Below are 25,109 nucleotides of genomic sequence, written 5' to 3' on the forward strand. Positions count from 1 at the left end.
GCTGCCAGCATCGGCGCATGCCCCGCGGAGCCCTCGATGAGACGCCACCGAACATTCGATGAAGTCTCGCGTGGCCATCTGTTCAAACCGGAAATGCTGTAATGACCCGCATGATTTCGCAGGATAGCGCCGCATGACCGAACACCTGACCGACCTGGACGCCGCCGTCGACTGGCTGCTGCAGCGGGTCGATGGCCCTCTGCGCATTGGCGCGCCGCTCGCCTTGGGCAAGCCGCACCGGCTGCTCAACGCGCTGTATGCGCGTGTTGAAAACGATGCCTCGCGGCCGCTGCAGTTGTACACCGCGCTGTCGCTGAATCCGCCGCGCGGCGGTGCGGGGCTGGAAGCACGCTTCATGAAACCGTTCGCCGAGCGTCACTTCGGGGAGGATTTCCCGCGGCTGGCCTACGCCGATGCGATGGTGCGCGACCAGCTGCCGGCGCATGTGCAGGTGGAAGAGTTCTACATGCAGTCGGGCGCGCTGCTCGGCTCATCGCAGGCACAGCGCAGCTACACCAGCCTGAACTACACGCACGCCGCCGATGCGGTGGCACAGCGCGCGCCGCACGCGATCGTGCAGAAAGTGGCGATGCGCGCGAATGATCGGCGCCTGTCGCTGTCATGCAACAACGACATCACCCAGGACACGCTGGATGCGATGGTTGCGCGCGGGTTGCCCCGCCCGTTGATGATCGCCGAGATCGATCCGCAACTGCCCTACCTGGCGGGCTCGGCCACGGTCGACGTGTCGTTCTTCGATCTGGTGATCACGCCACCGGGGCCGTATCCGGCGCTGTTCGGCCTGCCGCGCCAGCCGGTCAGCGATGCCGACTACGCGATCGGCCTGTACGCCAGCACGCTGGTGCGCGATGGCGGCACGCTGCAGATCGGCATCGGTACGCTGGCCGATGCGCTCAGCCATGCACTGGTACTGCGGCATACCGACAACGCCCGCTACCGGCAGATCCTGCAGGCGCTGGATCCCGGCCTGGCCAGCCACCCGACCGTGCTGGAATGCGGTGGCCTGGAGCCGTTCGAGATCGGCCTGTACGGCTGCAGCGAAATGCTCAACGAGGGCTTCCGCCGACTGGTCCAGACCGGCGTGATCCGGCGCAAGGTGCACGACGATCTGGCGCTGCTGCAGCGGATCGAGAACGGCACCGCATGGACCACCGATTACGCCACGCTCGAGGCCGAGGGCGAGTACCTGCACGGCGCGTTCTACCTGGGCTCGCCGGAGTTCTACCAGTGGCTGCGCGACCTGCCCGATGATGAGCGCAGCGCGATCGGCATGCGCCGGATCAGCGAGATCAACCAGCTCTACGGCGGCGATGAAACGCTGGAGCGGATGCAGCGCCGCGATGCGCGTTTCTTCAACTCCTGCATGATGGCCACCGCGCTCGGCGCGGCCGTCTCCGATGCACTGGAAGACGGCCGCGTGGTCTCCGGCGTGGGCGGCCAGTACAACTTCGTGGCGATGGCACATGCCCTGCCCGGCGCGCGCAGTGCGTTGATCTTCCGCGCCACCCGCGAGGACAAGGGCACGCTGCAGTCCAACGTGCGCTGGAACTATGGACACACCACGATCCCGCGGCACCTGCGCGATCTCTACATCAACGAGTACGGCATCGCCGACCTGCGCAACATGACCGACGAGGACTGCGTGATCGCCATGGCGGCGATCACCGATGCACAGTTCCAGGCCGCGTTGCTGGATACGGCGAAGGCCTCGAAGAAACTGGCGACCGGTTTCACGCCGTCCGCCGATGGGCAGCGCAACACGGCCGCGGCGGTCAGTGCGTCGCTGGCGCCGTTCCGCCAGTCCGGGCTGCTGCCCGACTATCCGCTGGGCAGCGATTTCACCGAGGTCGAGCAACACCTGGTCAAGGCGCTGGGCTGGCTGAAGCAGAACACGCAGACGCCGATGGCGAAGCTGCGCACGGTGCTGGCCGCGGTGGCCCAACCTGCCGGCGATGGTGATCAGGCCTATCTGCAGCGGATGGGGCTCGAGGCGCCGACGACGTTCGGCGAACGCATCGAGGCGCGGCTGGTGCGGTTGGGACTGGCGCGCACCGCAGCCGGGTGATGTGGATCCACGCCGTGGATCTACCCTCGATCAAGGATCGTGGTTTTTGCCCGTCAACAAACGAAAAGGCCGGGGAATATCCCCGGCCTTTCGCGTTGCAACAGCCGGGCAGAGCCCGGCGCCGCGATCAGTTCGCCAGCTGCGCCTTGGCCGCGGCCACGACGTGCTCGGCGGTGATGCCGAAGTGCTTGTACAGCGCCTCCGCAGGCGCCGAGGCACCGAAGGTGTCGATACCCACCACCGCACCGTCCAGGCCCACGTACTGGCGCCAGAAACCGGTGACGCCGGCTTCCACGGCCACGCGGTTGCGCACGGCGTTGGGCAGCACGGACTCGCGGTAGGCCGCGTCCTGGCGCTCGAAGACATCGGTCGACGGCATCGACACCACGCGGGTCTTGATGCCGGCGGCATCCAGTTCCGCCTTGGCGGTCACGGCCAGGCCCACTTCCGAACCGGTGCCGATCAGGATCACGTCCGGCACGCCGCCTTCGGCGTCGGCCAGCACGTAGCCACCGCGCGCGATCTGGGCGACCTGCTCGGTGCTGCGCGGCTGGTGCGGCAGGTTCTGGCGGCTGAACACCAGGCAGCTCGGACCGTCCTTGCGGGTGAGCGCCGACTTCCAGCTGACTGCCGATTCGACCGCATCGCACGGACGCCACACATCGTTGTTCGGGATGTAGCGCAGCGAGGCCAGGTGCTCCACCGGCTGGTGGGTCGGGCCGTCTTCGCCGAGGCCGATCGAATCGTGGGTGTACACGTGGATCGCGTGGGCCGGGATCAGCGCGCTCATGCGCACGCCGTTGCGGGCGTAATCGCTGAACACCAGGAAGGTGGCATCGAACGGAATGAAGCCGCCATGCAGGGCCAGGCCGTTGGCGATCGCGGTCATGCCGAACTCGCGCACGCCGTAATAGACGTAATTGGCGTTCGGGTCATCGGTGGCGACCGACTTGCTGGCCTTCCACAGGGTCAGGTTGGAGTGCGCCAGATCGGCCGAACCGCCCACCAGTTCCGGCAGCAGCGGCGCGAACGCTTCGATCGCCAGCTGCGAGGCCTTGCGCGAGGCGATGGTCTGGCCGTCGGCCTGGACCTGGGCGATGTAGGCATCGGCCTTGGCAACGAAGTCGGCCGGCAGCTCGCCGTGCGAACGACGGATCAGCTCATCGGCTTCGGCCGGGTACTGCGCGGCGTACTTGTCGAACTGCTGCTCCCATTCGGCTTGGCGCAGGGTGCCGGTACCGCCGGCACGCCAGCCGGCGTAGATCTCTTCCGGAATCTCGAACGGGCCGTACGGCCAGCCCAGCTGCTTGCGGGTCGCGTCCAGCTCGTCCTTGCCCAGCGGGGCGCCGTGGCTGGATTCCTTGCCGGCCTTGTTCGGCGAGCCGAAACCAATCGTGGTGCGGCAGCAGATCAGGGTCGGCTTGTCGAACTGCGACAGCGCGCTGTCGATGGCGGACTTGATGCTCTCCGGATCGTGGCCATCGACGCCGCGCACCACGTTCCAGCCATAGGCCTCGAAACGCTCGGGGGTGTTGTCGGTGAACCAGCCATCGGTGTTGCCGTCGATGGAGATGTGGTTGTCGTCCCAGAAGCAGACCAGCTTGGACAGGCCCCAGGTGCCGGCCAGCGAGGCGGCTTCATGCGAGATGCCTTCCATCAGGCAGCCATCGCCCAGGAACACCCAGGTGCGGTGGTCGACGATCTCGTGTTCCGGGCGGTTGTAGCGCTGTGCCAGCAGCTTCTCGGCCAGGGCGAAGCCCACGGCATTGGCCAGACCCTGACCCAGCGGACCGGTGGTCGTCTCCACGCCGGGGGTTTCATGGTGTTCCGGATGGCCGGCGGTCTTGCTGCCCAGCTGGCGGAACTGCTTGAGCTGCTCGATCGGCAGGTCGTAGCCGCTCAGGTGCAGCAGCGCGTACTGCAGCATCGAGCCGTGGCCGTTGGACAGCACGAAGCGGTCGCGGTTGAACCACTTGGGATTCTTCGGGTTGTGGCGGAGGTAGTCGTTCCAGAGCACTTCGGCGATGTCGGCCATGCCCATCGGCATGCCGGGATGACCGGACTTGGCGGTTTCGACCGCATCAGCGGCGAGGAAGCGGATGGCATTGGCCAACTGGCGGCGGGTAGGCTGCGTCATGGTTCTGTCGGAGTCGGGAGGCTCCCGCGGAGCTGCGGGCAGCCCATTGTCCCACAGGTGATCGGCGGGGTCAGGCCGGAGACAGGCCAGGCCCTTAACGACAACGCCCCGCACAAGGCGGGGCGTCGGGAACCCGCAGGCCTGCGCAGGCTCAGTCGCGCGGGGCCGGAGCGGGTGCCGGGGCCGGGGCCACTGCGGCCACGACCGGGCCCTCGTCCACCTCGCCCTTGGCCACCAGGGTGGTCAGGGCCAGATCGCCGGTCACGTTCAGCGCGGTACGGCACATGTCCAGGAAGTGGTTGACGCCCAGGATCAGGCCGATGCCCAGCGGGTTCACGCCGACCATGGCGCAGATCATCGCCACCACCGGCAGCGAGCCCGAGGGCACGCCGGCGGTGCCGATGCCGCCCAGGATGCAGACCGCCATCACCATGATCTGCTGGCCGATGCTCAGGTCCACCCCGAAGAACTGGGCCAGGAAGATCACCGTCACGCCCTCGAACAGCGCGGTGCCGTTCTGGTTGGCGGTGGCACCCACGGTCAGCACGAAGCGCGAGACCTTCTGCGGCAGGCCCATCTGGTCGGCCACGCGCAGCGCGGTCGGCAGGGTGGCGTTGCTGGAGGCGGTCGAGAAGGCCATCACGGTGGCCTCCTGGGTATCGCGGAAGAACGCCAGCGGCGAACGGCCGGACAGCCACACGGCGACGCCGTAGGTCACAACCATGTGCAGCCCGAGCGCCAGCACCACCACGCCCACGTAGGCGCCCAGGCGGATGATCAGCTCGAAGCCGAACAGGGCGGCCAGGTTGAACATGAAGCAGGCCACCGCGTACGGGGCCAGCCGGATGACCAGGTTGATCAGGGTCATCGAGATTTCGAAGATGCCTTCGATGGCGCGACGCAGCGGGGCGACCTTCGCCTCATCGGTCAGCACCATGCCGATGCCGAACATCAACGCGAAGAACATCAGCGAGAGGATCGCGCCGTTGCTGGAGGCCGCCTCGACCACGTTGCTCGGCACGATCGACAGCAGCATGTCCATGCCCTTTGGCACGCCATGGATGCCGGCGACGATTTCCTTGCTGCGCTCGGCATTCTCGGTGAGCATCTGCGCGGCCACGACCGGGTCCACGCCCACGCCCGGCTTGAGCACGTTGACCAGCACCAGGCCGATGCCCACGGCGATGCCGGAGAGCAGGATCGTGTAGGCCAGCGTCTTCCAGCCGATGCGGCCGAGGGCGCGGATGTCGCCCATCTCCGACACGCCCATGATCAGCGCCGAGAAGATCAGCGGCACGATCAGCATGAAGATCAGATTGAGGAACAGGCCCGAGGCCGGGGTGGTGATGTAATCCATCACCCACTTGGCACCGGTATGCAGGCCGTCGACGCTGCCACCGAGGGCATGGACGGTCAGCCCGAGGACCAGGCCGATGATGAAGCCGATGCCCATTTTCCAGTGCAAAGGCAGTTTCTGCCGGGTCGTTGCGGCCTCAGTCATGGAGCGGCGTTCCTCGAAAAAATGAAATCAGCTTAGCAAAGCCGGCCGCCCTGACCGACACGCCTTTTTATGAATGCGCAGGCGGGTACAACGGCGCCAGCCCATTGTCCTTGGCGGCCGCAGACACCCGCCAGTGCGGTCCGTCATGGAAGGCCCGCCGCAGCGACTGCCGCGCCTCGCCGACATCGCCGCCCTGCCCGCCCCAGCGGACCTGCTGCATCCGGATCAGCGTGTCGCGCTGCTGAGCGTCGTCGAGGCGCTCCAGCACCTGCTCCAGGGTCTGCACGCCGCCCATCCCGGCCAGCACGACAATGATCTCGTCGAACCCACCGGCTTCCATGGCCCGGCGCAGGTCGGCGCGGGTGTACGTGCCCGCTGATGGGGCAGAGGACACAGTGCCCTCGCCGCCCCGCACGACCACCGGTCGAGCGCGTCGGCGCCAGCCCCAGACGAGGGTCAGCAGCCACAGCACCGCAAGGCCGGCCGACAGCGCGATCCAGCCCCACGGGCGCGCTGCGGCCTGCGTCGGTGCCAGCTGCAGGTCCGGGGAGGCGGCCGCCGGTTCGCCCGGCAGCGCCGAGGTGGTGTCCACCGGCAGGGTCGGCGCGGCGCTGCCGGCCACCCCGGCGGTGATCGCCAGCTGCAGGTCCGGCAGGCTGGCCATGCGCGCCTGGCCGGCCGCCACGTCCCACCACGCCATGCGCAGGCCCGGGACGGTCAGCGCCCCGGCCTGGCGCGGCACGATCGCGAAGCGACGGGTCAGCGTGAGCTGCGGCGTGCTGCCGTTGAAGGTTTCATCGAACTGCGGCGGCTCGGCGAAGACCTGGGCGCCCGGGCCCACGTCGGGCACCGGCAGTTCCGGGAACTGCGCCTTGGTCGCGCCCTCGGCCACGGCCTCCACCACCACGGTGGCTGCCTCGCCGGCCCGGCCGGTGGTGGGCGCAGCGGTATAGCGCAGGCGCAGCCCATGCAGCGGCAGCCACGGTTGCGGTGCCGAGGCCGGTTGCGCCTGGACCTGCAGGGTGCGCGGGGCGGAGGCCGCGCGCAGGCGGCCATCGCCGCCGAACATGTCGTTGAAGAAACCGCCCGCGCTGCGCCCGTTGAACTGCGCCGCCGGCAGCGCCAGCGGACCGCTGCGCTCGGGGATCAGCAGGAAGCGCCGCTCCACCACGTTGTAGCGGCGGCCGTTGACCTCGCGCACCTCGGTGCGGTCTTCGCCGACGCGCTGCAGCGATGCACCGGCAGGCGTATCGAGCACCAGTTCACCACTGAGCAGCTGTGCGGCGTAGAACAGGCGCACCACCACGCCGACGCTCTGCTGCACATACGGCGAGGAATCGTCGACCTCGGTTTCCAGGAACACGGCGGCATTGCCCGTGGCCGCCGCCGGCGCGGACGCGGTGCTGGCGCCGACCTGCAGGGTCAGCGGCTGGGTACGGCTGCTGCCGACCTGCAGCGCGGGAATCTGCAGGGTGCCGACGCGCTTCGGGGTGAGTGCGACGGCATACAGGGCGCGCGAGGTCGTCGCGCCATTGCTCCACTGCATCTGGCGGCTGCTGGTCTGGCTGCTGAGGTCGAAATCGGCCCGCAGCGGCGCGTAGTCCGGTGCACCGCCGCCGGCATCGGATTCGATGTTGAGGGTGACCGTGTCGCCGTCGGTGATCTGCTCGCGATCGAGCCAGGCGCGGGTCTGCGCGTGCGCGGCCATGCTCGCGCACAGCAGCAGGGCAAGCCCGGCGCGCAACCAGCGCTGTATCGTGGAATGTGTCATCGCCCTTCCCGTTTCCTGCGTTCGTTTTCCAGCTGGAACTTGGCCCGCAGCAGACTGCCCGGGTCATCCGGCACGCGGCGCATCCAGGCTTCGACCGCCTGCTGCTGCTCGCGCTGCTGCGGCGTGCCGCTGACCTGGCCCTGCGCCTTGTCGTTGCCGTCGTCCTGCCCCTGGCGCTGCATCGCCTGCTGCATGCGTTCGCGCTGGGCCGCGTCGGCCTCGGCCTGCGCCTGGCTGTCGGCGGCCTGCGGCGGCGACGTCCCGCTCTTGGATTGGCCGTCCTTCGGCTCACCGGAGGTGGGCGGCGGCGACTGGCCCTGTTCACCCTTGTCCTGCGGCGGCGCAGCGTCACCGTTCTGGCCCTGCCCCGGGTTCTTGCCGGGATCGGGCTTGTCGGAGGGCGGCTTCTTTCCGTCCTTCTGATCGTTGTTCTGGTCGTTGTTCTGCGGCGGCCTGCGCTTGCGGGCGGCGTCGACTGCCGCGCGATTGGCGACCGCATCGGCCATGCCCGGATGCTTCTTCAGCGCGCGGTCGTAGGCCTCGATGGCGGCATCGTACTGTCCCTGGCGCGCCAGCGCGTTGCCGAGGTTGTACCAGCCGGCATCGGTATCGATGCCCTCGAACTGCTGCTGCGCGGCCTTGAAATCGCCTTTGCGGTACGCATCCACCCCGGTGGACAGGCGTTGCTGGTCGAGCTGGTCGGCGCGTTGCCACCACGTGCCTTCGGCGGCGTGCGCCGGCATCGGCATCGCCATCGGCAGCGCCGCGACCATCACCAGCACCGCCAGCGCGCCGCGGCGGCGGAACGCGAACAGCGCCAACAGCATCAGCGGCGGCAGCAGCCAGAAGCCTTCATCGCGCCAGGTGCGGCCCTGCCCTTCCCGGCTGTCATCGGCACTGACGCGCGGGGTCAACACGTCGAGCGCGGCCAGGTCCTTGTCATCGCTGGCCACGCGCGCATAGCGACCGCCACCGCGGCTGGCGACGCTGCGCAGCGAGCCCTCCTCCAGGCGCGCCGGCACGATCTGACCCTCGCCGTTGCGATAGGCCGCGCCCTGCGGCGTACCCAGCCCGAGCACGGAGACCACGAAGCCCTGCGCGCGTGCCGCGGCTGCCGCCTGTTCGGCATCGGCATCGGCGCGGTCGGTGAGCAACAGGATGTCGCCGCCGCGTGCGCCGGACTGCTGCAGCAACTTGACCGCAGTTTCCAGCGCGCGGTCGGCGCGCTGGCCATCACGGGGCATCACACCGGGTGCCAGCGCATCCAGGTACAGCGCGACATTGGCCATGTCGTCGGTCAACGGCGCCACGGTATAGGCATCGTCGGCGTACACCAGCAGGGCGACTTCCCCGCCCTGGCGTTCGCGCAGCAGCGTGGCGAGCTTCGCGCGTGCCTGCAGCAGGCGCGACGGCGGCAGATCGGTCGCGGTCACCCGCGAGGACAGGTCCAGTGCGACCACCAGCGGCGACGGCGTCTGCCACAACGGCTGTGCGACCTGCCGCCATGAGGGACCGGCCAGCGCCACGATCGCGATGGCCGTGCCCAGCAACAGCAGGAGCAGCCCCCCCCAGGCGCGGCGGTCGCGGCCCACCAGCAGATGGCGCAGCAGATGCGCATCCACGGTCTGGCGCCAGACATTGGCGCGACGCCGGCGCAACCACCAGATCGCCGCCAGCAGCGGCAGCACGAGCAGCGCCCACAACGCATCGGGGCGGATGAAATGCAGGACGTTCCAGCTCGCGGTCATGTCCAGCGCCTCGGCAACAGCCACGCCAGGCCGGCCAGCACCAGTGCCAACGCCAGCGGCAGGGCGTAACGCTCGATCCGCGGCCGCACCGCCGGGCCGGCCGATTTTACCGGCTCCAGACGTTCCAGCTCGGCGTAGATGCCGGCCAGCTCATCGGTATTGCGCGCCCGGAAAGAGCGGCCGCCGGTGAGCTCGGCGATCCTGTTCAACGTGGCTTCGTCGACCGGATCTTCGCCGGGCGCGATCTGCACGCCGAACAGGCTGATGCCGCCGTCGCCGCCGAAGGCCACGGTGTAGACGCGGACCCCTTCGGCCTCGGCCAGTTCGGCCGCACGCAGCGGTTCGAGCACGCCGGCGTTGCTGACGCCGTCGGTCAGCAGGATCAGCACGCGCTGGCCTTCGGGTTGTTCGCGCAGGCGCTTGACCGCCAGCGCGATCGCGTCGCCGATCGCGGTCTCGCGCCCGGCCAGGCCGACCACGCTGTCGCGCAGCTGATCGCGCACGCTGGTGAGGTCGGCGGTCAACGGGGTCAACGTGTAGGCGCGCTCGCCGAAGATCAGCAGGCCGACGCGATCACCGACGCGGCGATCCAGGAAGTCGGCAAGCACGGCCTTGGCCGCGGTCAGCCGCTCGACCACCTGGTTGCCGAGCATCATGTCCGCCTCGCTCATGCTGCCCGAGACGTCCACCGCGAGCATCATCTGGCGGCCCTGCTGCGGCGGTGTCACCGCGTCACCGAGCTGCTGCGGTCGCGCAGCCGCCACGCACAGGCAGGCCCACGCCAGCCACAGCAGCGCGCGGCCCAGGCGTGGGCCCGCACCGCCCGCGGCAGCGCCCAGCGACTGCAGTTGATCGGCCGCGTAGGGCACGCGCAGTGCGGCGCCCGCGCCGGGCCGTGACGGCCACCAGCGCATCAGGATCGGCAAGGGCAGCGCCAGCAGCATCCACGCCCAGGCCAGGCTGTCGAGCCAGCTCAACCACGTCGGCAGGGTGATCGCGATCATCGCCGCCGCTCCGTGAGCAGCGACAGATAACGGCGGCGTGCAAGGACGCGCAGACGCTGCACCGCTTCGGCGTCGGCACTTGGGCGGTAGCTGCCGTCGAGCAGCAGCGCGCCATCGCCGTCGGAGAAAGCCCGGCTGTTCTTCTCATCCAGAAAGGCCAGCCATTCACTGCCCTGCAGCCGTTCGGCGCCGGGCTGATGCTGGCGCGCCGCGCGGCGCAGCAGGTCGGCGATCGCCGCGATCTCGGCGACCGGCGAGCCGGCCTGGGCCACCTCAGCATCGAACAACGCCAGCCAGCGCTGGCGCGTACGCCGCCGACGCCACTGCCAGGCCCAGATCGCGGCCACCACCAGCGCAAGGGCCGCAAACACCAGCCACCAGCCGGGCGCCGGCGGCCACCACGGCGGTGAGGGCGGCAACTGCACATCGCGCAGCGGCAGCGAGGCGGCGGCGCTCATGCCACCACCGCGGTCGGCAGCGGACTCAACCAGCTGTCGCTGGCGTCGTCGGTGGCCACCACATGCACCTGGATGCGGCGCGCGGCCAGGCTGTTCTGCAGCGTCTCCAGCGGCGCCACGAACCGCTCGCGCCAATGCTCGCGCACCGCAGTGCTGCCAAGATCGAGCAGCACGCGACGGCCCTGCGAGAGAAACGGCAGCGCGTCGGCCGGGGGCGCCAGTTCTAGGGGATCGACCAGCAGCATCACCACCACTTCGTGATGCATGGCCAGCGCGGCCCAGCGCGCACTACCGATCGTGGCGGCACGCGCCGGGTCGGCCAGCACCACTACGCGCGCACCGGGGCGCAGCAGCCGTGCGGCCTGCTCCAGCGCGCGGTCCAGCCCGGCATCCTCGGCGGGCGGTTCGGCGTACCAGCGGGTCAGCGCATCGAGCACGCGCAACACGCCGCGGGTGCCACCGGCCGGTGCGATCGGCGGTTCCTGGGTGCTGCCGCGCACGGCGGCAAGGCGGTCACCCTGGCGCTGCGCCAGCCACGCTGCCACCGCACCGACGCGCGCGGCCTGTACGGATTTGAAACGGACCCGGGTACCGAAATACAGCACCGGGTCGGTATCGGCGACCAGCAGCGTCAGCCGCTCGCGTTCGGCCTGGAACAGCTTGGTATGCGCGCGCCCGGTGCGGGCCGTCACACGCCAGTCGATATGCCGCGCGTCATCGCCGGGCACGTAATCCCGGGACTCGGCGTACTCCATGCCGCGTCCGCGTGCCGGCGACGGCGCACTGCCGGCATGACCCAGCCGGCCACGCCGCGCCGGCGGCGCGCGGTGCGCACTGCGGCGCAACGCCACCAGCTCGGCCAGACTCGGCCGCAGGCCATCGCCCTCCAGCGGCGTGGCGCTCTGCGCGGGGGTGTCCATCGCGCTCAGGGCGCCGGCACGCGGGCCAGCAGCTCGGCGACCAGACGTTCGCCATCCCAGCCTTCGGCGGTGGCTTCATAGCTGGGCAGCACGCGATGGCGCAGCACATCCGGCGCGACGTTGCGCACATCCTCCGGGGTGACGAAGTCGCGCCCGGCCAGCCAGGCGCGCGCCCGCGCACAGCGCTCCAGCGCGATCGAGCCACGCGGGCTGGCGCCCCAGGCAATGCGCCGCGCCAGCGCCGGGTCGTAGCGCGCGGCATCGCGCGAGGCCAGCACGATTTCGATGAGGTAGCGTTCCAGCGCCGGTGCGACATGCAGCGAAAGCACCGCCTTGCGGGCGGCGAACACATCGCTCAGCGGCATGCGCGCCGGCGCGGCGGCCGGGGTCGACAGCGCTTCACGGGCGCGCTCGCGGGCCAGTCGCAGGATTTCGGTTTCGGCTTCCGAATCGGGGTAGCCGATCCGCACATGCATCAGGAAACGGTCCAGCTGCGCTTCGGGCAGCGGGAAGGTGCCTTCCTGCTCGATCGGATTCTGCGTGGCCATCACCAGGAACAGCGAGGGCAGCGGATAGGTATGGCGGCCAACCGTCACCTGGCGCTCGCCCATCGCTTCGAGCAGGGCCGACTGCACCTTGGCCGGCGCACGATTGATTTCGTCGGCGAGCAGGATCGGATGGAAGATCGGGCCGGGCACGAATTCGAACCGCCCTTCCTGCGGGCGCCAGATCTCGGTGCCGGTCAGGTCGGCCGGCAGCAGGTCCGGGGTGAACTGCACGCGCGAGAAATCCGCATCCAGCCGGGCGGCCAGCGCGCGGATCGCAGTGGTCTTGGCCAGGCCGGGGGCGCCCTCGACCAGCAGGTGGCCATCGGCCAGCAGCGCGGTCAGCAGGCGCTCGACGAGCGCACTCTGGCCGACGATCTCGGATGACAGGCCGTCGCGCAGCGCGCGGAAGGCATCGTGCAGGCGGTCGTGCTCCACCGGAGCGGGCGTCGGGGTATCGGGCATGGGGGGCGGCAGATTCATGGCATCCATGTGACCTCCACGGTGGGCAGAGGTTCCATCACCATGATGGCAGGACAGTGGCGGTTACGACATCAAGATTGGCTGAACGCAGAAAGGGCCGCACAGGGCGGCCCTTTCCTCATTGCAGCAGCGGTGCGGCTCAGTTGACGGCCGGATTGGCCTTGGCCACGCGCAGCACCTTCGGCGTCACGAACACCAGCAGTTCGGCCTTGTCCTTGTTGCGGCTGCGCTTCTTGAACAGATTGCCCAGGAACGGCACGTCGCCCAGGAACGGCACCTTGTTGATGCTGGTGCGGTCGGTGAACTCGTACACGCCACCGATCACCACGGTCTGGCCATCGTCCACCAGTACCGCGGTATTCACTTCGCGGCGGTTGATGGTCGGGACCTGGCCATAGCCTTCCAGCAGGATGTACTGCTCCACTTCATCCTTCTTGACCGCCATGTTGAGGAACACACGGTTGTCGTTGGTGATGGTCGGGGTGACCTTCAGCTCCAGCACCACTTCCTTGAACTGGACGTTGGGCTGGGCCGCGGCACCGGCCGCACCGCCACCGCTGATGGTGACGTAGCCGATTTCCTTACCCTGCTTGATCACTGCTTCGCGCTGGTTGGTGGTCACCACGCGCGGGTTGGAGATGACTTCGCCGCGCGATTCGGCCTGCATGGCCGACAGTTCCACGTCCAGCAGGTAACCGGCATTGAGGATCGACAACGCCAGCGAACCGGGGTTGTTGATCGCGGCCACCGGCAGGTTCCAGTTCAGGCCTTCGGCGAACTTGGTCCCACCGCGGACCGGGATCGCACCGGTGCGGCCACCGGCCACCCACTCGTTGATCGCTTTCTGGTACTCGAGGTCCTTGGTCCCGCGATCGGTGATGTTGGCGTGGTTCTGATCGGTGTTGGCGCCGAAGAACACGTCCTGGCGGCTGCCGCTGATGCCGAACTTGGCCCCCAGCTCACGCGCGAACGTATCGGTGGCGATCACGATCCGGCTTTCGATCAGCACCTGGTCGACCGGACGGTCGATCACGCTGATCAGCTCACGCATCCGCGCGATCTTCTTCGGGATGTCGCTGATCATCAGCGTGTTGGTGCGCTCGTCGGCCACGATCCTGCCGCGCGAGGACAGGAACCCGCTGTCTTCCTGCGAGCTGCCGCCGCCACCGCCACCGCTGCTGCCGCCAATGCCCTTGGCTTCGGTCAGCGCTTTGAAGATCGCCGCAGCGTTGTGGTAGTTGATCTGCACGTAATCGGTGACCAGGTCCTCGCGGTTCTCGATCGCGATGCGCGCGTCTTCCTTGTCCTGCTCGAACTTGGCCAGCTCCGGCTGCGGCGCCACCCAGATCACACCGCCATCGCGGCGCTTGTCCAGGCCCTTGGCCCGCAGCACGATGTCCAGCGCCTGGTCCCACGGCACGTTGATCAGCCGCAGGGTCACATTGCCCTGCACGCTGTCGGAGGCGACCACGTTGAGGTTGGACTCCTCGGCGACCAGCTGCAGCACGGTACGGACCGGCACATCCTGGAAGTTGAAGGTCACCGGCTTGCCGCTGTAGCCGCGCTGGCCGAGTGCCGCCGCGGCCTGGCTCACGCTGGTGGCGGTGATCGCACCGGCGGCCGGGGCCGCCTGGCGCGGGCTGATCTCGACCACGTATTCGTTGCCGCTCTGATACGCCAGCGACTCGAAGGCGGTATTGGTATTGAGCACCAGCTGGGTGCCGCCGCCATAGGGCTTGGGATCGATACGCTGCACCGGCGTGGCGAAGTCGGTCACGTTGATCGACTTCTGCAGGCTTTCCGGCAGGCGCGCGTTGCCCACGTCGATGACGACGCTGTTGCCCTGGCTGCGCAGGTCCGGGCTGGCGCCCTGGCCGTCGAACTGCAGGATGAGCCGGCCGGCGCCATCGTCGCCGCGCTTGAAGTCGATCTTGGACACCGACAGCGATGCCGGTGCGGTCGCCGGCGCGGTGGTGGCCGCCGGTTTGGGCACGGCGCCGCTGGGCGTGGCCGCCATCAGCGTGCCGTTGGCCACCATGAGCGCGACTCCCAGCGCGCACAGGTGGAACAACTTCTGGCGCCGGACGGAACGCAGCCGCAGGGCGTTGGAAAAGGTCATCGTGCTATCCCCATAATCATTCATTGATCTTCAAGCGCGAGCGTTGCCGGCCGTTCCAGCCAGCCACCCGCGCCATCCGGCACCAGTTCAATCAGCTCAATCCGGTCCTCGAAGACCCCGGTCACCCGCCCGTCGCTCTGCCCCAGATAGACGCCCGGACGCACCCGATAGGTGACCTTGTCCGGCGCCATCACCAGCGCGACGAGCCCGCCCCCACGGCCGATCGAACCCACCATGTCCAGGCTGTCCAGCGGGAAATCTTCCAGCGGCTCCTTGCGGCGGTTCGGATCCGGACGCAGCCCCGATCCCCCTTGCGGATTGGTCCAGGCGTCGGTGAACGGGTCGCGCATTCCCTGCGCGGAATATTCAAACGTCTCGAACTGCTGCATCACCGGCAACGGTTCGAGCGGCGGTGCCGGGCGTGCACGCACGTCGGCCACCCACTTCTCCAGGTTCGGCGCATCGCCGGGCGTGCTGGTCACGCCGCGGGCGCAACCGGCCAGCAGCAGTACCATCAACAGGCCGCATACCCGTGCGGTCGAGGTCAGGCGGCTCATTTCCGGCCTCCCTTCTTCGCCGCTTTTTCCTTCTCGGCGGCAGCCTTCTCCTGGGCTTCCATCTCCACGTCATCCAGGTAACGGTAGGTCTTGACCGTTCCGGACAACTCCAGCGCACCGCTGCGGGCGGTGATGCCGGTCTTGGGATCCTTCGGCTTCAGGTTGATGTCGTGCATGGTCAGGATGACCACGCGCGGCAGCGAGGCCACACCGCTGACGAACGCGCCGAACTGGTGGTAACTGCCCACCATGCGCAGGGCGATCGGCTTCTCGGCGTAGAACTCCTTGGGCTGCTCGGCACCGGGCTGGAACAGCTCGTTGGACAGGCCGCTGGACAACGCGGTCTGCGAGATGTCGATGATCAGGTCCGGCATCTCGGTCTTGCTGGGCAGCTGGCGCAGCATCTGCTGCAGCACCTGCTCCATCTGGGTCAGCTGCTGCTTGAGCGGCTCAAGGTTGACCGCGCGGCCCTGTTCCTTCTCGAACTCGGCACGCAGCTGGGTCTCGCGGCTTTCCAGCGAGGCCAGCTCATCGCGCTTGCCGCTGATCAGCAGGAACCAGGCCATGATCATGATGAACAGCGCCAGCAGCACGCAGAACACGACCTTGGCCTTCTGCGGCCAGTTGCCGATGTTGTTGAAGTCCAGCTCTTTGAGATTGATCTTCTGGCTCATGCGGCGGCCCCCTTCTGGGCCGGGGCCGGCGCCGGTTGTGCAGGTTGCGCGGAGGGCGTGGACGGCACGATGCGGCTGCTGCCGGCCGGCTTGGCCGGATCGGCGGCATCGGGCGAGACCGGCGCGGCCGGTGCGTCGGCCGGTGCCGGCGACAGCGGGGCGACCGGTGCCACCGGGGTCGCACCCGGCGGGGCGGGATCGGCGGTCGGCTCGATCACGCTGCCATCGGCGGCCAGCTCGGTGACGCTGCTCTGGGCCGGCAGATTGACCTTGACCACGAACATGTACGGCAGCGACTTGATGTCCGCCACCGGACCGCTGGCGGCCCCGGCCTTGTCACGCTCCGGCGCCTTGGCTTCGATGATCGACAGCTCCGGGTTGGTCATCCAGCCCGAGCTTTCCAGATTGCGCATGTACGCACTGACGCGCGCATTGGACTGGGTGCGACCTTCCAGGGTCAGCACGTCGCCCTCCTGCTTGAGCGTGGTCAGCACCACCCCGTCGGGGATCGTCCGCACCAGCGCATCGAACAGATGCACCATCTGCGAGCGCTTGGCCTGCAGTTCCTCGATCACGGCCTTGCGCGCCAGCAGGCGATCCTTCTGGCGGTCCAGGCGCTCGATCTCCTTGTTCTGCTCCTTGACCTTGTCGATCTCGGCCTGCAGGAAGGTGTTGCGATCACCCTGTCCGCTGACCTGGCGGTCGTAGTAGAACCAGATCAACAGCGACAGCAGCAGGCCGCCGATGGCGGCCGCACCGAGCATGGCGTAGAAGTCGCGCTGGCGTTGCTTGCGCCGCTCGGCGCGCCAGGGCAATAAGTTGATGCGCGCCATCAGTCAAAGCTCCTCAGGGCCAGACCAGTGGCGATCATCAGCGCCGGGGCATCCTGGGCCAGGGCGTGTGCCTGCACCTTCGGGCCCAGCGTCATCTGTGCCAGCGGGTTGGCCACTACGGTGGCCACGCCCAGCTGCTCTTCCACCATGTCCGGCAGGCCGGTCAGGGCCGCGCAACCGCCGGCAAGCACGATGTGGTCGACCCGGTTGAACTCGCTGCCCGCATAGAAGAACTGCAGCAGGCGGCTGATCTGCTGGACCGTGGCCTCCTTGAACGGCTCCAGCACTTCCATCTCGTAGCTTTCCGGCAGTCCGCCCTGGCGCTTGGCCAGGCCGGCCTCTTCGTAGGTCAGCCCGTAACGGCGCATCACTTCGTCGGTCAGCTGCTTGCCGCCGAACACCTGTTCGCGGCTGTACAGGCTGCGCCCGCCGCGCAGGACGTTCAGAGTGGTCATGGTGGCGCCGATGTCCACCAGCGCGACCACGCCATCACTGGCCACCGGCAGCTCGCTGGCGACCAGGGCGAAGGCGTTCTCGACCGCGAAGGCCTCCACGTCCATCACCCGCGCCACCAGCCCGCCCAGCTCCAGCGCCGACTGGCGCAGCTCGACGTTCTCCGACCGCGAGGCGGCCAACAGCACCTGGACCATTTCCGGATTGTTCGGAATCGCACCCAGCACTTCGAAATCGAGGTTCACTTCCTCGATCGGGTACGGGATGTAATTGACCGCCTCGAGCTCGACCTGGGCTTCCATGTCGTTCTCGTCCAGATCGGCGGGCATCGGGATCAGCTTGGTGATCACGGCCGAGCCGGCCACGGCGGCGGCGGCATGCCGTGCCTTGGTTCCGGAGCGGTTCACGGCGCGTCGAATGGCCTCCCCGACCGCTTCGACCTCCACGATGTTCTTCTCCACCACCGCATTCGGCGGAAGTGGTTCCACGGCGTAATGTTCCACGCGGAAACGATTGCCGCTGCGGGATAGCTGCAACAGCTTTACTGCAGTCGAGCTGATATCGACGCCGATAAGAGGCGACTGGCTTTTTGGGATAAGCCCCACGGTTTCTCCCCTGCCGATGGGCACTTGGACGCAGAACCTGCGACCGCGCATTAATAACGTTTTTTTTGCAAATCGCAACCGTCAAGCTGTAAAACGAGCACCAGTGCTCGTTTCACGCGTCCCCAGACGGTGATCGACTGCTCTCCCCAGGAACAACCCCAGCCGTTCCCTTGCGTAATCTATACTCTGCGACCACGAAATTCGCAATCGGAATCTGTCACTGATGACACGTCTTCGCCGTTGGCTGCGCTGGATGCTGGTCGCGTTCCTGGTCCTGGCATTGATCGGCGCCGCGGTTGCCGGTGGCCTGTACTACGCCGTCTCCTCCAAGCTCCCGGACGTGCAGACCCTGCGCGACGTGGAGATGCAGGAGCCCATGTACGTCTATGCCAGCGATGGCAAGCTGATGGCGGTGTTCGGCGAGACCCGGCGCACCCCCATCACCATGAAGGACGTCCCCGAGCGCCTCAAGCAGGCCTTCCTGGCCACCGAGGACGCGCGCTTCTACGAGCACGGCGGCGTGGACTACAAGGGCATCGGCCGCGCGGTCTGGCTGCTGGCCACCACCAACGACAAGCGCGTGCCCGGTGGTTCGACCATCACCCAGCAGGTCGCCCGCCAGTTCTTCCTGAGCTCGGAATACAGCTACACCCGCAAGCTGGCCGAGATCCTGCTGGCGCGCAAAATCGAGAGCGAGCTGAGCAAGGACGAGATCTTCGAGCTGTACCTCAACAAGAGCTTCTTCGGCAACCGCGCCTATGGCGTGGCCGCCGCGGCCGAGTTCTATTACGGCAAGAAGCTGGGCGAGCTGGACCTGGACGAGATGGCCTCGCTGGCCGGCATCCCCAAGTTCCCCTCCTCCGGCAACCCGATCAGCAACCCCGAGCGCGCCCGCGAGCGCCGCGACTACTATGTGCTGCAGCGCATGGCCAGCCTGGGCTTCATCTCCCAGGCCGAGGCCGACGCGGCCAAGGCCGTGCCGATGCACGCCACCGCGCATGAGCCGCCGCTGCAGGTGGAAGCCCCCTACGTGGCCGAGCTGGTCCGCCAGGAAATGATCGCCCGCTTCGGCGGCGACGTGGTCAACAAGGGCTACCACGTGACCACCACGATCAACGCCGAGCTTCAGACCGCGGCCAACCTGTCGGTGCGCGATGGCCTGCTGGCCTACGACCACCGCCACGGCTGGCACGGCGTGGAGCAGCACGTGGAGGTCCCGGCCGACGCCGATGCCGCCGCGCTGGCCACCAAGCTGTCCGGCATTCCCGCACAGACCGGCCTGCTGCCGGCGATCGTGGCGGCGACCGCCGCCGATGGCAGCGCGACCGTGGTGCTGGGCAACCGCAGCGAAGTGGTGCTGCCCGCCAGCGCCGCCCGCTGGACCAACAAGACCCCGGCCAAGCTGGTGACCCGCGGCGATATCGTGCGCGTGCGGGCCGGCGAGAAGGAGGGCGAGTGGCTACTCGACCAGATCCCGCGCGGCCAGGCCGCCCTGGTTTCGCTGGACGCGGAAAACGGCGCGTTGAGGGCGCTGGTCGGCGGCTTCAGCTTCTCCGGCAACAAGTTCAACCGCGCCACCCAGGCCCGCCGCCAGCCGGGCTCGAGCTTCAAGCCGTTCATCTATGCGGCCGCCTTCGACAAGGGCTTCAACCCGGCCTCGATCGTGCTCGACGCCCCGGTCGTGTTCCGCGACCGCCGCGGCAAGACCTGGTCGCCGCAGAACGACGGGGGCGGCTTCCGTGGCCCGATGCGCCTGCGTGAAGCGCTGGTGCAGTCGCGCAACCTGGTCTCGGTGCGCCTGCTCGATGGCATGGGCGTGGATTACGCGCGCAAGTACATCAGCGAGTTCGGCTTCGCCGAGGCCGAGCTGCCGCCGAACCTGTCGATGTCGCTCGGCACCGCCTCGCTGACCCCGCTCTCGGTGGCGCGCGGCTATGCCGTGTTCGCCAACGGCGGCTCGCGCGTGGACACCTGGCTGATCGACCGGGTCACCGACCGCGATGGCGTGGAAGTGTTCAAGGAAAACCCGGCCATCGCCTGCCGCGATTGCGCCGGCACCAGCGGCATGCCGGTCAGCCAGGTCGTGGACGGCTTCAACTTCGGCTCCGCGCCCGCGGCCAACGCCGCACCGGCGAAGCCGCAGCAGGCCGCCGCCACGGCCGCCGTGGAAGAAGCCCCGGCTCCGGTCAACCCGGACGCCAAGGTCGCCCCGCGCGCGATCGATGCCCGCACCGCGTACCAGCTCAACTCGATGATGCGCGACGTGGTCCAGCGCGGTACCGGTACCGCGGCCAAGGTGCTTGGCCGCGAAGACGTGGGCGGCAAGACCGGCTCGACCAACGATCACCGCGACGCCTGGTTCTCCGGTTTCGGTGGCCCGTACGCGACCACCGTGTGGGTGGGCCGCGACGACTTCCGCTCGCTCGGCTACCGCGAGTACGGTGGCCGCGCCGCCCTGCCGATCTGGATCGAGTACATGCGCGTCGCGTTGAAGGACACCCCGATCGCGCAGAACGAGCCGCCGTCGGGCATGGTCCAGGCCACGCTCAACGGCGCGACCGAGTGGGTCAAGGTGGAGGACATGGAGAAGCTGGAGGAGTACGACTTCAACAGCCACACCCCGCAGGCCGACGACGCCGCGTTCGATATCTTCTGACCGCATGCGCCGGGTACGCCCGGCGCCGCGATGGAACACAGGCCGGGCACTGCCCGGCCTTTTTTTGTTCGCCCCCCCCCTGCGTATCGTCCGCCCCATCGCCCCGGTAGAGCCACCCCATGGGTGGCTGCACGCAATCCCTGATCGCAGGGTAGAGCCACCCCATGGGTGGCTGCACGCATCCCTGATCGCAGGCACAGCCACGCATGGCGTGGCTCTACCCGCCTGTCACATCGCCGGTGTACATTGCCGTGCAGGTCGCCAAGGAGTTCCGGTCATGCATCGAGCCCGCCAGCATGCAGCCACGCAGACCCGGGAGCGCCGCCACCAGCTGGCGCACGAGGCCGCCCGCCTGATGGCCGAGGGCGGCATCCGCGACTACCACCAGGCCAAGCTCAAGGCCGCCACCCGGCTCGGCATCCACGACGATGCCTCCCTGCCCCGCAACACCGAGATCGAAGACGCGCTGCGCGAGTACCAGCGGCTGTTTGCCGGTGCCGACCATGGCGCGCAGCTGCGCCTGCGCCGTGAAGCGGCCCTGCGTGCGATGGACTTCCTGCAGGCCTTCTCGCCGCGGCTGTGCGGCCCGGTGCTCGATGGCACCGCCGACGCCAACAGCCCCGTGCAGCTGCAGGTGCACAGCGACGACGCCGATGCGGTGCAGCGCCATCTCGACGAACACGGCATTCCGGCCGAATCGCGCACGCGGCGGCTGCGGCTGGACCGCGAGCGCACCCTGGACGCACCGGTGTGGGTATTCAGCGCCGAGGACCTGACCTTCGACATCGCCGTACTCCCCTACGACGGCCTGCGCCAGCCACCGCTGTCGGCCATCGATGAGAAGCCGTTGCGGCGCGCGTCGGCCGCGCAGGTGCGTGAGCTGCTGGCCGAGAGCGAGATCGAAGGCTACCTGGGCAGCCGCTGAGGCCGCCGCGCGTTCGACGCCGCTCAGCGCTCACCGAACGGCGCGAGGAACGCCTCGATGGCGGCCACCAGTGCCAGCGGCGTTTCGTTCATGGGGTAGTGCCCTGCGTTGCCGATCACCTCCACGGACGCGTGCGCGTAGCGGCGCAGGTAGGTCCGTTCCATCAGCGCGCGATGGAAGATCGGATCGTGCTCGCCGACCAGCACCTTCACCGGGTGCCGGCCGACGATCTCCGTGCTGAAGTCGGTGTCGGCCCATGCCGTGAAATAGGCTGCGAAGGCCTCCGGGCAGGCGTGCTCCATCGAGTACCGCGCCTTCCAGTCCAGCCACGCGGCGGGAAGTCGTCCGCCGGTGCTGCGATCAATGATCCCGCGGCGGATGTCCGCGCTTCCGGCGGCCGCTTCAAGCAGCTGCCGCGTCGGCGGATCATAGGCAATGCCACCACAGGGCACGGGGGCGACGGCCACCAGCGCGCGCACGCGATCCGGGGCGAGGACCGCGATCCGCTCGATGGCCATGCCGCCCATCGAATGACCGACCAGGCTGAAGGTCTCGATGCCCAGCGTGTCGGCCAGGGTCAGCGCGTCGTTGGCGATCTCGTCGATCGTGTAGTCACCGCGTGCGGCGCGCATGCCACCGTAGCCGCGGCAGTCCATGAAGATGTAGCTGAAGATTCCACCGGACAGCCACGGCTCGATCGGTTCGAAGGCATGCGCGTCGCCGAACCAGCCGTGCAGCACCAGCACGGGATGTGCGCCGGTGCCGACGCGATGAAAGGTAGTGGGCATGGCTGCACCGTGCGGGTGTGGGGTTGGGCCGCGATGTTAGGGTGGCGGCGCGTGGCCCGCCGTCGATATCAGGCCGATGGCGATAGAATCCGGGCCATGCGCAATACCCTGCTCGATCCCTTTGAAGATCTGCCCCGCGCCGTGGTGGTCACCGCCAACGACTACGCCGCCGGATCCGTCTTCCCCGACCACGCGCATCGGCGCGGTCAGTTCGCGTTCGCGTCGCGCGGCACCATCAGCCTCACCACGCCCGAGGGACACTGGCTGGTGCCACCGCAGCGTGCGTGCTGGGTGCCCGCAGGCGTCCCCCACGCCATGGCGATGCGTGGCCCGGTCACGATGCTCAATGTGTTCGTGGCGGCGGAGGAAGTGGCGGCGGCCCGGTTGCCAGCGCGCTGCGGCGTACATGCCGTATCGGCGTTGCTGCGGCACCTGATGGACGATGCGGTCGACCTGCCGGCGATGTACGACCAGGACGGTCGTGCTGGCCGGCTGATGCAGTTGCTGGTCGCAGAGATCGCGGTGATGCCACGCCTGTCACTGCATGCGCCGTTGCCCCGCGACCCACGCCTTGCGCGTGCCTGCCAGCAGGTGTTCGACGCGCCCTCGATCGCCTCCACGCTCGATGCGGTGGCCGCCGAGGCAGGCATGAGCCGACGCACGTTCACCCGCCAGTTCCGCGCGGACACCGGGGTGGGGTTTGCCGAATGGCGCCAGCAGGTCTGCCTGCTCGCCGCGATCGAACGCCTGGGTGCCGGGCAGCCGGTCACCCGGGTGGCGCTGGACCTCGGATACACCAGCCCCAGCGCGTTTTCGTCGGCGTTCCGGCGTGCAGTGGGGGAATCGCCCAGCCGCTATCTGGAGACCCGGCGGACGACGTAGAAACCGCACGGCCAACCGCTAAGGCCGGTGGCCCGCGCAGGAAGGGACAGGCAAAAAAACGCCCCGCGATGCGGGGCGTTTTCATCACGACCTGCCGGAGCGATCAGCCCTGGTAGTCGCGCACGTCGCTGCCGGTGTAGACCTGGCGCGGACGGCCGATCTTCATTTCCGGATCGACCTGCTGTTCCAGCCAATGTGCGACCCAGCCGGAAGTACGGCCCAGGGCGAACATGACGGTGAACATTTCGGTCGGGATCTGCAGCGCCTTGTAGATGATGCCGCTGTAGAAATCGACGTTCGGGTACAGCTTGCGGGCGACGAAGTAGTCGTCCTGCAGCGCGGCCTGCTCCAGCTTGACGGCGACGTCCAGCAGCGGATCCTGCACGCCCAGCTGCTTGAGCACCTTGCCGGTCATCTCACCGATGACCTTGGCGCGCGGGTCGAAGTTCTTGTACACGCGGTGGCCGAAGCCCATCAGGCGGAAGCCGGAGGTCTTGTCCTTGGCCTTGAGCACGGCGGACTCGACGTTGTCGGCCGAACCGATCTCTTCCAGCATCTTCAGCACGGCTTCGTTGGCACCGCCGTGGGCCGGACCCCACAGCGCGGTGACGCCAGCGGCGACCGATGCATACGGGTTGGCACCGGTCGAACCGACCAGGCGCACGGTCGAGGTCGAGGCGTTCTGCTCGTGATCGGCGTGCAGGATGAACAGCAGGTCCAGCGCCTTGACCACGTCCTGGTTCAGCTCGTACTGGCCATCGGCGGACTCGAAGGTCTGCTTCAGGAAGCGGCTGACGTAATCCAGCGAGGTGTCCGGCTTGTTGGCCGGCAGGCCCTTGCCGTGGCGGTAGATCAGGGCCGACAGGGTCGGCACCTTGGCGATCAGGCGCACCGCGGCGTGGCGACGCTGTTCGGCGTCGGACAGGTCCAGCGAGGCGTGGTAGATGCCCGACAGCTGCGCGATGGCGGCGGTCAGGATGGCCATCGGATGGGCATCCTTGGCGAAGCTGCCGATCAGCGTGTTGATCGACGGATCCACATCGGCTTCGGCCGCCAGCTCGTCGGTGAAGGCCTTCAGCTGCTCGGCGCTCGGACGCTCGCCGTTGATCAGCAGGTAGGCCACTTCGACGTAGCTCGACTTTTCCGAGAGCTGCTCGATGGGATAGCCGCGATACAGCAGCACGCCCTTGTCACCGTCGATGTAGGTGATGGCGGACTTGCAGCTGGCGGTGGCGGTGAAGCCGGAGTCGTAAGTGAAGAGACCGGTTTCCTTGGTCAGCTTCGAGATATCGACGCAATCGTTGCCGAGCGTGGGTTTGATGACTGGCAGAACAACCGACGTGTCGCCGGCGTTGAGCGTGACCTGATCAAGATCGGACACTGTGTGCGCTCCTCGAGGGAAGGCGCCCGCCCAAGCGCATGGGTCAGGCACGTGAAGGAAGTCCACGATCGTTATCGTGGATCCCGCCATTATCGCACAGCAACATTTTCGACGCCCTAGGACGGAAGTCGTAGACGCGGGTTCCGGATCGCGCGGAAGGCGTCATCCCAGCGCGCACAAGGGCTGGCGCGGCGTCACGGACACAGCGTTCCGTCGGCGGGGCGTGTGGGCCTCACCTGGCGTTCAGCAATCCGGAAACAACAAAAAACAACGGCCGCCAAGGCGACCGTTGTTTTCAAGCAGCTGCGTCGACAGATCAGGCTGCGGTCGGCGCCGGCTTGCCGAAACGCTTCTGGAACTTGTCGATACGGCCGCTGGTGTCGATCACCTTGTGCTTGCCCGTGTAGAACGGATGCGAAGCCGAGGAGATTTCAACCTTGACGAGCGGGTACTCGTTGCCGTCTTCCCACTTGATCGTGTCCTTGGTGGACATGGTCGAACGGGTCAGGATCTTGAAATCAGAGGTAACGTCGTGGAAAACCACGTCGCGGTAAGCAGGATGAATATCGGCCTTCATGGGCGC

At 68.1% G+C, this 25,109-nt stretch carries 20 protein-coding genes; 4 read left to right on the top strand and 16 right to left on the bottom strand.

The features are described from left to right. Positions 1-133: 133 nt before the first annotated feature. Positions 134-2,086: an acetyl-CoA hydrolase/transferase C-terminal domain-containing protein gene (locus ABE434_RS13770; RefSeq protein ID WP_346479234.1), complete on the top strand. Its 1,953-nt coding sequence runs from the start codon at positions 134-136 to the stop codon at positions 2,084-2,086. Positions 2,087-2,213: 127 nt separating this feature from the next. Here the strand turns inward: ABE434_RS13770 and tkt are convergent, their stop codons facing one another. From tkt to ABE434_RS13835, 13 genes are all read right to left on the bottom strand, one after another. After that, positions 2,214-4,223 carry a transketolase gene (tkt, locus tag ABE434_RS13775; RefSeq protein WP_346479235.1) on the bottom strand — a complete coding sequence of 670 codons (2,010 nt, stop codon included), beginning with the start codon at positions 4,221-4,223 and terminating at the stop codon, positions 2,214-2,216. Between the two features lie 151 nt (positions 4,224-4,374). Next, the gene (locus ABE434_RS13780) at positions 4,375-5,724 is read right to left on the bottom strand and encodes a dicarboxylate/amino acid:cation symporter (protein ID WP_346479236.1); all 1,350 of its coding nucleotides are present in this window, start codon (positions 5,722-5,724) and stop codon (positions 4,375-4,377) included. A gap of 67 nt (positions 5,725-5,791) precedes the next feature. Then, positions 5,792-7,495 carry a BatD family protein gene (locus ABE434_RS13785; RefSeq protein WP_346479237.1) on the bottom strand — a complete coding sequence of 568 codons (1,704 nt, stop codon included), beginning with the start codon at positions 7,493-7,495 and terminating at the stop codon, positions 5,792-5,794. After that, on the bottom strand, positions 7,492-9,243 hold the full coding sequence (locus ABE434_RS13790) for a VWA domain-containing protein (RefSeq protein WP_346479267.1): 1,752 nt from the start codon (positions 9,241-9,243) through the stop codon (positions 7,492-7,494). The genes ABE434_RS13785 and ABE434_RS13790 overlap by 4 nt, the downstream gene beginning before the upstream one ends. Then, complete coding sequence (locus tag ABE434_RS13795; RefSeq protein ID WP_346479268.1) at positions 9,240-10,187, bottom strand: VWA domain-containing protein; 948 nt, start codon at positions 10,185-10,187, stop codon at positions 9,240-9,242. Before ABE434_RS13795 ends, ABE434_RS13790 begins: the two co-directional genes overlap by 4 nt. 56 nt (positions 10,188-10,243) lie before the next feature. Then, positions 10,244-10,705, bottom strand: a complete 462-nt coding sequence (locus ABE434_RS13800; RefSeq protein ID WP_346479238.1) for a DUF4381 family protein — start codon at positions 10,703-10,705, stop codon at positions 10,244-10,246. Beyond that, a complete protein-coding gene (locus ABE434_RS13805; protein WP_176988340.1) occupies positions 10,702-11,625 on the bottom strand; it encodes a DUF58 domain-containing protein in 924 nt (307 codons plus the stop codon). The genes ABE434_RS13800 and ABE434_RS13805 overlap by 4 nt, the downstream gene beginning before the upstream one ends. 5 nt (positions 11,626-11,630) lie before the next feature. After that, entirely contained in the window at positions 11,631-12,653 is a 1,023-nt protein-coding gene (locus ABE434_RS13810; protein WP_176988339.1) for a MoxR family ATPase, read from the bottom strand. Positions 12,654-12,792: 139 nt separating this feature from the next. Beyond that, on the bottom strand, positions 12,793-14,772 hold the full coding sequence (locus ABE434_RS13815) for a type IV pilus secretin PilQ family protein (protein ID WP_346479239.1): 1,980 nt from the start codon (positions 14,770-14,772) through the stop codon (positions 12,793-12,795). A 20-nt stretch (positions 14,773-14,792) separates the two neighbouring features. Then, on the bottom strand, positions 14,793-15,287 hold the full coding sequence (locus tag ABE434_RS13820; RefSeq protein ID WP_257018742.1) for a pilus assembly protein PilP: 495 nt from the start codon (positions 15,285-15,287) through the stop codon (positions 14,793-14,795). A 38-nt stretch (positions 15,288-15,325) separates the two neighbouring features. Continuing rightward, positions 15,326-16,003: a type 4a pilus biogenesis protein PilO gene (locus tag ABE434_RS13825; protein WP_179460186.1), complete on the bottom strand. Its 678-nt coding sequence runs from the start codon at positions 16,001-16,003 to the stop codon at positions 15,326-15,328. Continuing rightward, positions 16,000-16,836: a PilN domain-containing protein gene (locus tag ABE434_RS13830; RefSeq protein ID WP_346479240.1), complete on the bottom strand. Its 837-nt coding sequence runs from the start codon at positions 16,834-16,836 to the stop codon at positions 16,000-16,002. The genes ABE434_RS13825 and ABE434_RS13830 overlap by 4 nt, the downstream gene beginning before the upstream one ends. Further along, the gene (locus ABE434_RS13835; RefSeq protein WP_019183880.1) at positions 16,836-17,894 is read right to left on the bottom strand and encodes a pilus assembly protein PilM; all 1,059 of its coding nucleotides are present in this window, start codon (positions 17,892-17,894) and stop codon (positions 16,836-16,838) included. Before ABE434_RS13835 ends, ABE434_RS13830 begins: the two co-directional genes overlap by 1 nt. Positions 17,895-18,117: 223 nt before the next feature. On the opposite strand from ABE434_RS13835, the gene ABE434_RS13840 reads away from it, so the two are divergent. Both ABE434_RS13840 and ABE434_RS13845 read left to right on the top strand, forming a co-directional pair. Continuing rightward, positions 18,118-20,550, top strand: coding sequence for a penicillin-binding protein 1A (locus ABE434_RS13840; protein ID WP_176988334.1), 2,433 nt, complete (start codon positions 18,118-18,120; stop codon positions 20,548-20,550). Between the two features lie 277 nt (positions 20,551-20,827). After that, positions 20,828-21,475: a hypothetical protein gene (locus ABE434_RS13845; RefSeq protein WP_346479241.1), complete on the top strand. Its 648-nt coding sequence runs from the start codon at positions 20,828-20,830 to the stop codon at positions 21,473-21,475. Positions 21,476-21,498: 23 nt separating this feature from the next. On the opposite strand, the gene ABE434_RS13850 is transcribed toward ABE434_RS13845, so the two are convergent. After that, positions 21,499-22,263 carry an alpha/beta hydrolase gene (locus ABE434_RS13850; protein WP_346479242.1) on the bottom strand — a complete coding sequence of 255 codons (765 nt, stop codon included), beginning with the start codon at positions 22,261-22,263 and terminating at the stop codon, positions 21,499-21,501. A gap of 96 nt (positions 22,264-22,359) precedes the next feature. Here ABE434_RS13850 and ABE434_RS13855 point away from each other — a divergent pair, with 96 nt between their 5' ends. Then, positions 22,360-23,145 carry a helix-turn-helix transcriptional regulator gene (locus ABE434_RS13855; protein WP_346479243.1) on the top strand — a complete coding sequence of 262 codons (786 nt, stop codon included), beginning with the start codon at positions 22,360-22,362 and terminating at the stop codon, positions 23,143-23,145. 103 nt (positions 23,146-23,248) lie between these two features. Here the strand turns inward: ABE434_RS13855 and ABE434_RS13860 are convergent, their stop codons facing one another. Together ABE434_RS13860 and ABE434_RS13865 are read right to left on the bottom strand one after the other, a co-directional pair. Continuing rightward, positions 23,249-24,526 (bottom strand): citrate synthase, encoded by a 1,278-nt coding sequence (locus ABE434_RS13860; protein WP_121039442.1) that lies wholly within the window; start codon positions 24,524-24,526, stop codon positions 23,249-23,251. Positions 24,527-24,842: 316 nt separating this feature from the next. Next, positions 24,843-25,103, bottom strand: a complete 261-nt coding sequence (locus ABE434_RS13865) for a type B 50S ribosomal protein L31 (RefSeq protein WP_019183873.1) — start codon at positions 25,101-25,103, stop codon at positions 24,843-24,845. Positions 25,104-25,109 lie beyond the last annotated feature (6 nt).

This window comes from Stenotrophomonas sp. TWI1183 (assembly GCF_039673115.1).
GTDB lineage: Bacteria > Pseudomonadota > Gammaproteobacteria > Xanthomonadales > Xanthomonadaceae > Stenotrophomonas > Stenotrophomonas maltophilia_AA.

Coding starts and splice junctions, on each gene's coding strand:
- ABE434_RS13770 (WP_346479234.1), top strand. CDS start 134: ATGACCGAACACCTGACCGACCTGGACGCCGCCGTCGACTGGCTGCTG.
- tkt (WP_346479235.1), bottom strand. CDS start 4,223: ATGACGCAGCCTACCCGCCGCCAGTTGGCCAATGCCATCCGCTTCCTC.
- ABE434_RS13780 (WP_346479236.1), bottom strand. CDS start 5,724: ATGACTGAGGCCGCAACGACCCGGCAGAAACTGCCTTTGCACTGGAAA.
- ABE434_RS13785 (WP_346479237.1), bottom strand. CDS start 7,495: ATGACACATTCCACGATACAGCGCTGGTTGCGCGCCGGGCTTGCCCTG.
- ABE434_RS13790 (WP_346479267.1), bottom strand. CDS start 9,243: ATGACCGCGAGCTGGAACGTCCTGCATTTCATCCGCCCCGATGCGTTG.
- ABE434_RS13795 (WP_346479268.1), bottom strand. CDS start 10,187: ATGCTGCTGGCGCTGCCCTTGCCGATCCTGATGCGCTGGTGGCCGTCA.
- ABE434_RS13800 (WP_346479238.1), bottom strand. CDS start 10,705: ATGAGCGCCGCCGCCTCGCTGCCGCTGCGCGATGTGCAGTTGCCGCCC.
- ABE434_RS13805 (WP_176988340.1), bottom strand. CDS start 11,625: ATGGACACCCCCGCGCAGAGCGCCACGCCGCTGGAGGGCGATGGCCTG.
- ABE434_RS13810 (WP_176988339.1), bottom strand. CDS start 12,653: ATGAATCTGCCGCCCCCCATGCCCGATACCCCGACGCCCGCTCCGGTG.
- ABE434_RS13815 (WP_346479239.1), bottom strand. CDS start 14,772: ATGACCTTTTCCAACGCCCTGCGGCTGCGTTCCGTCCGGCGCCAGAAG.
- ABE434_RS13820 (WP_257018742.1), bottom strand. CDS start 15,287: ATGGTACTGCTGCTGGCCGGTTGCGCCCGCGGCGTGACCAGCACGCCC.
- ABE434_RS13825 (WP_179460186.1), bottom strand. CDS start 16,003: ATGAGCCAGAAGATCAATCTCAAAGAGCTGGACTTCAACAACATCGGC.
- ABE434_RS13830 (WP_346479240.1), bottom strand. CDS start 16,836: ATGGCGCGCATCAACTTATTGCCCTGGCGCGCCGAGCGGCGCAAGCAA.
- ABE434_RS13840 (WP_176988334.1), top strand. CDS start 18,118: ATGACACGTCTTCGCCGTTGGCTGCGCTGGATGCTGGTCGCGTTCCTG.
- ABE434_RS13845 (WP_346479241.1), top strand. CDS start 20,828: ATGCATCGAGCCCGCCAGCATGCAGCCACGCAGACCCGGGAGCGCCGC.
- ABE434_RS13850 (WP_346479242.1), bottom strand. CDS start 22,263: ATGCCCACTACCTTTCATCGCGTCGGCACCGGCGCACATCCCGTGCTG.
- ABE434_RS13855 (WP_346479243.1), top strand. CDS start 22,360: ATGCGCAATACCCTGCTCGATCCCTTTGAAGATCTGCCCCGCGCCGTG.
- ABE434_RS13865 (WP_019183873.1), bottom strand. CDS start 25,103: ATGAAGGCCGATATTCATCCTGCTTACCGCGACGTGGTTTTCCACGAC.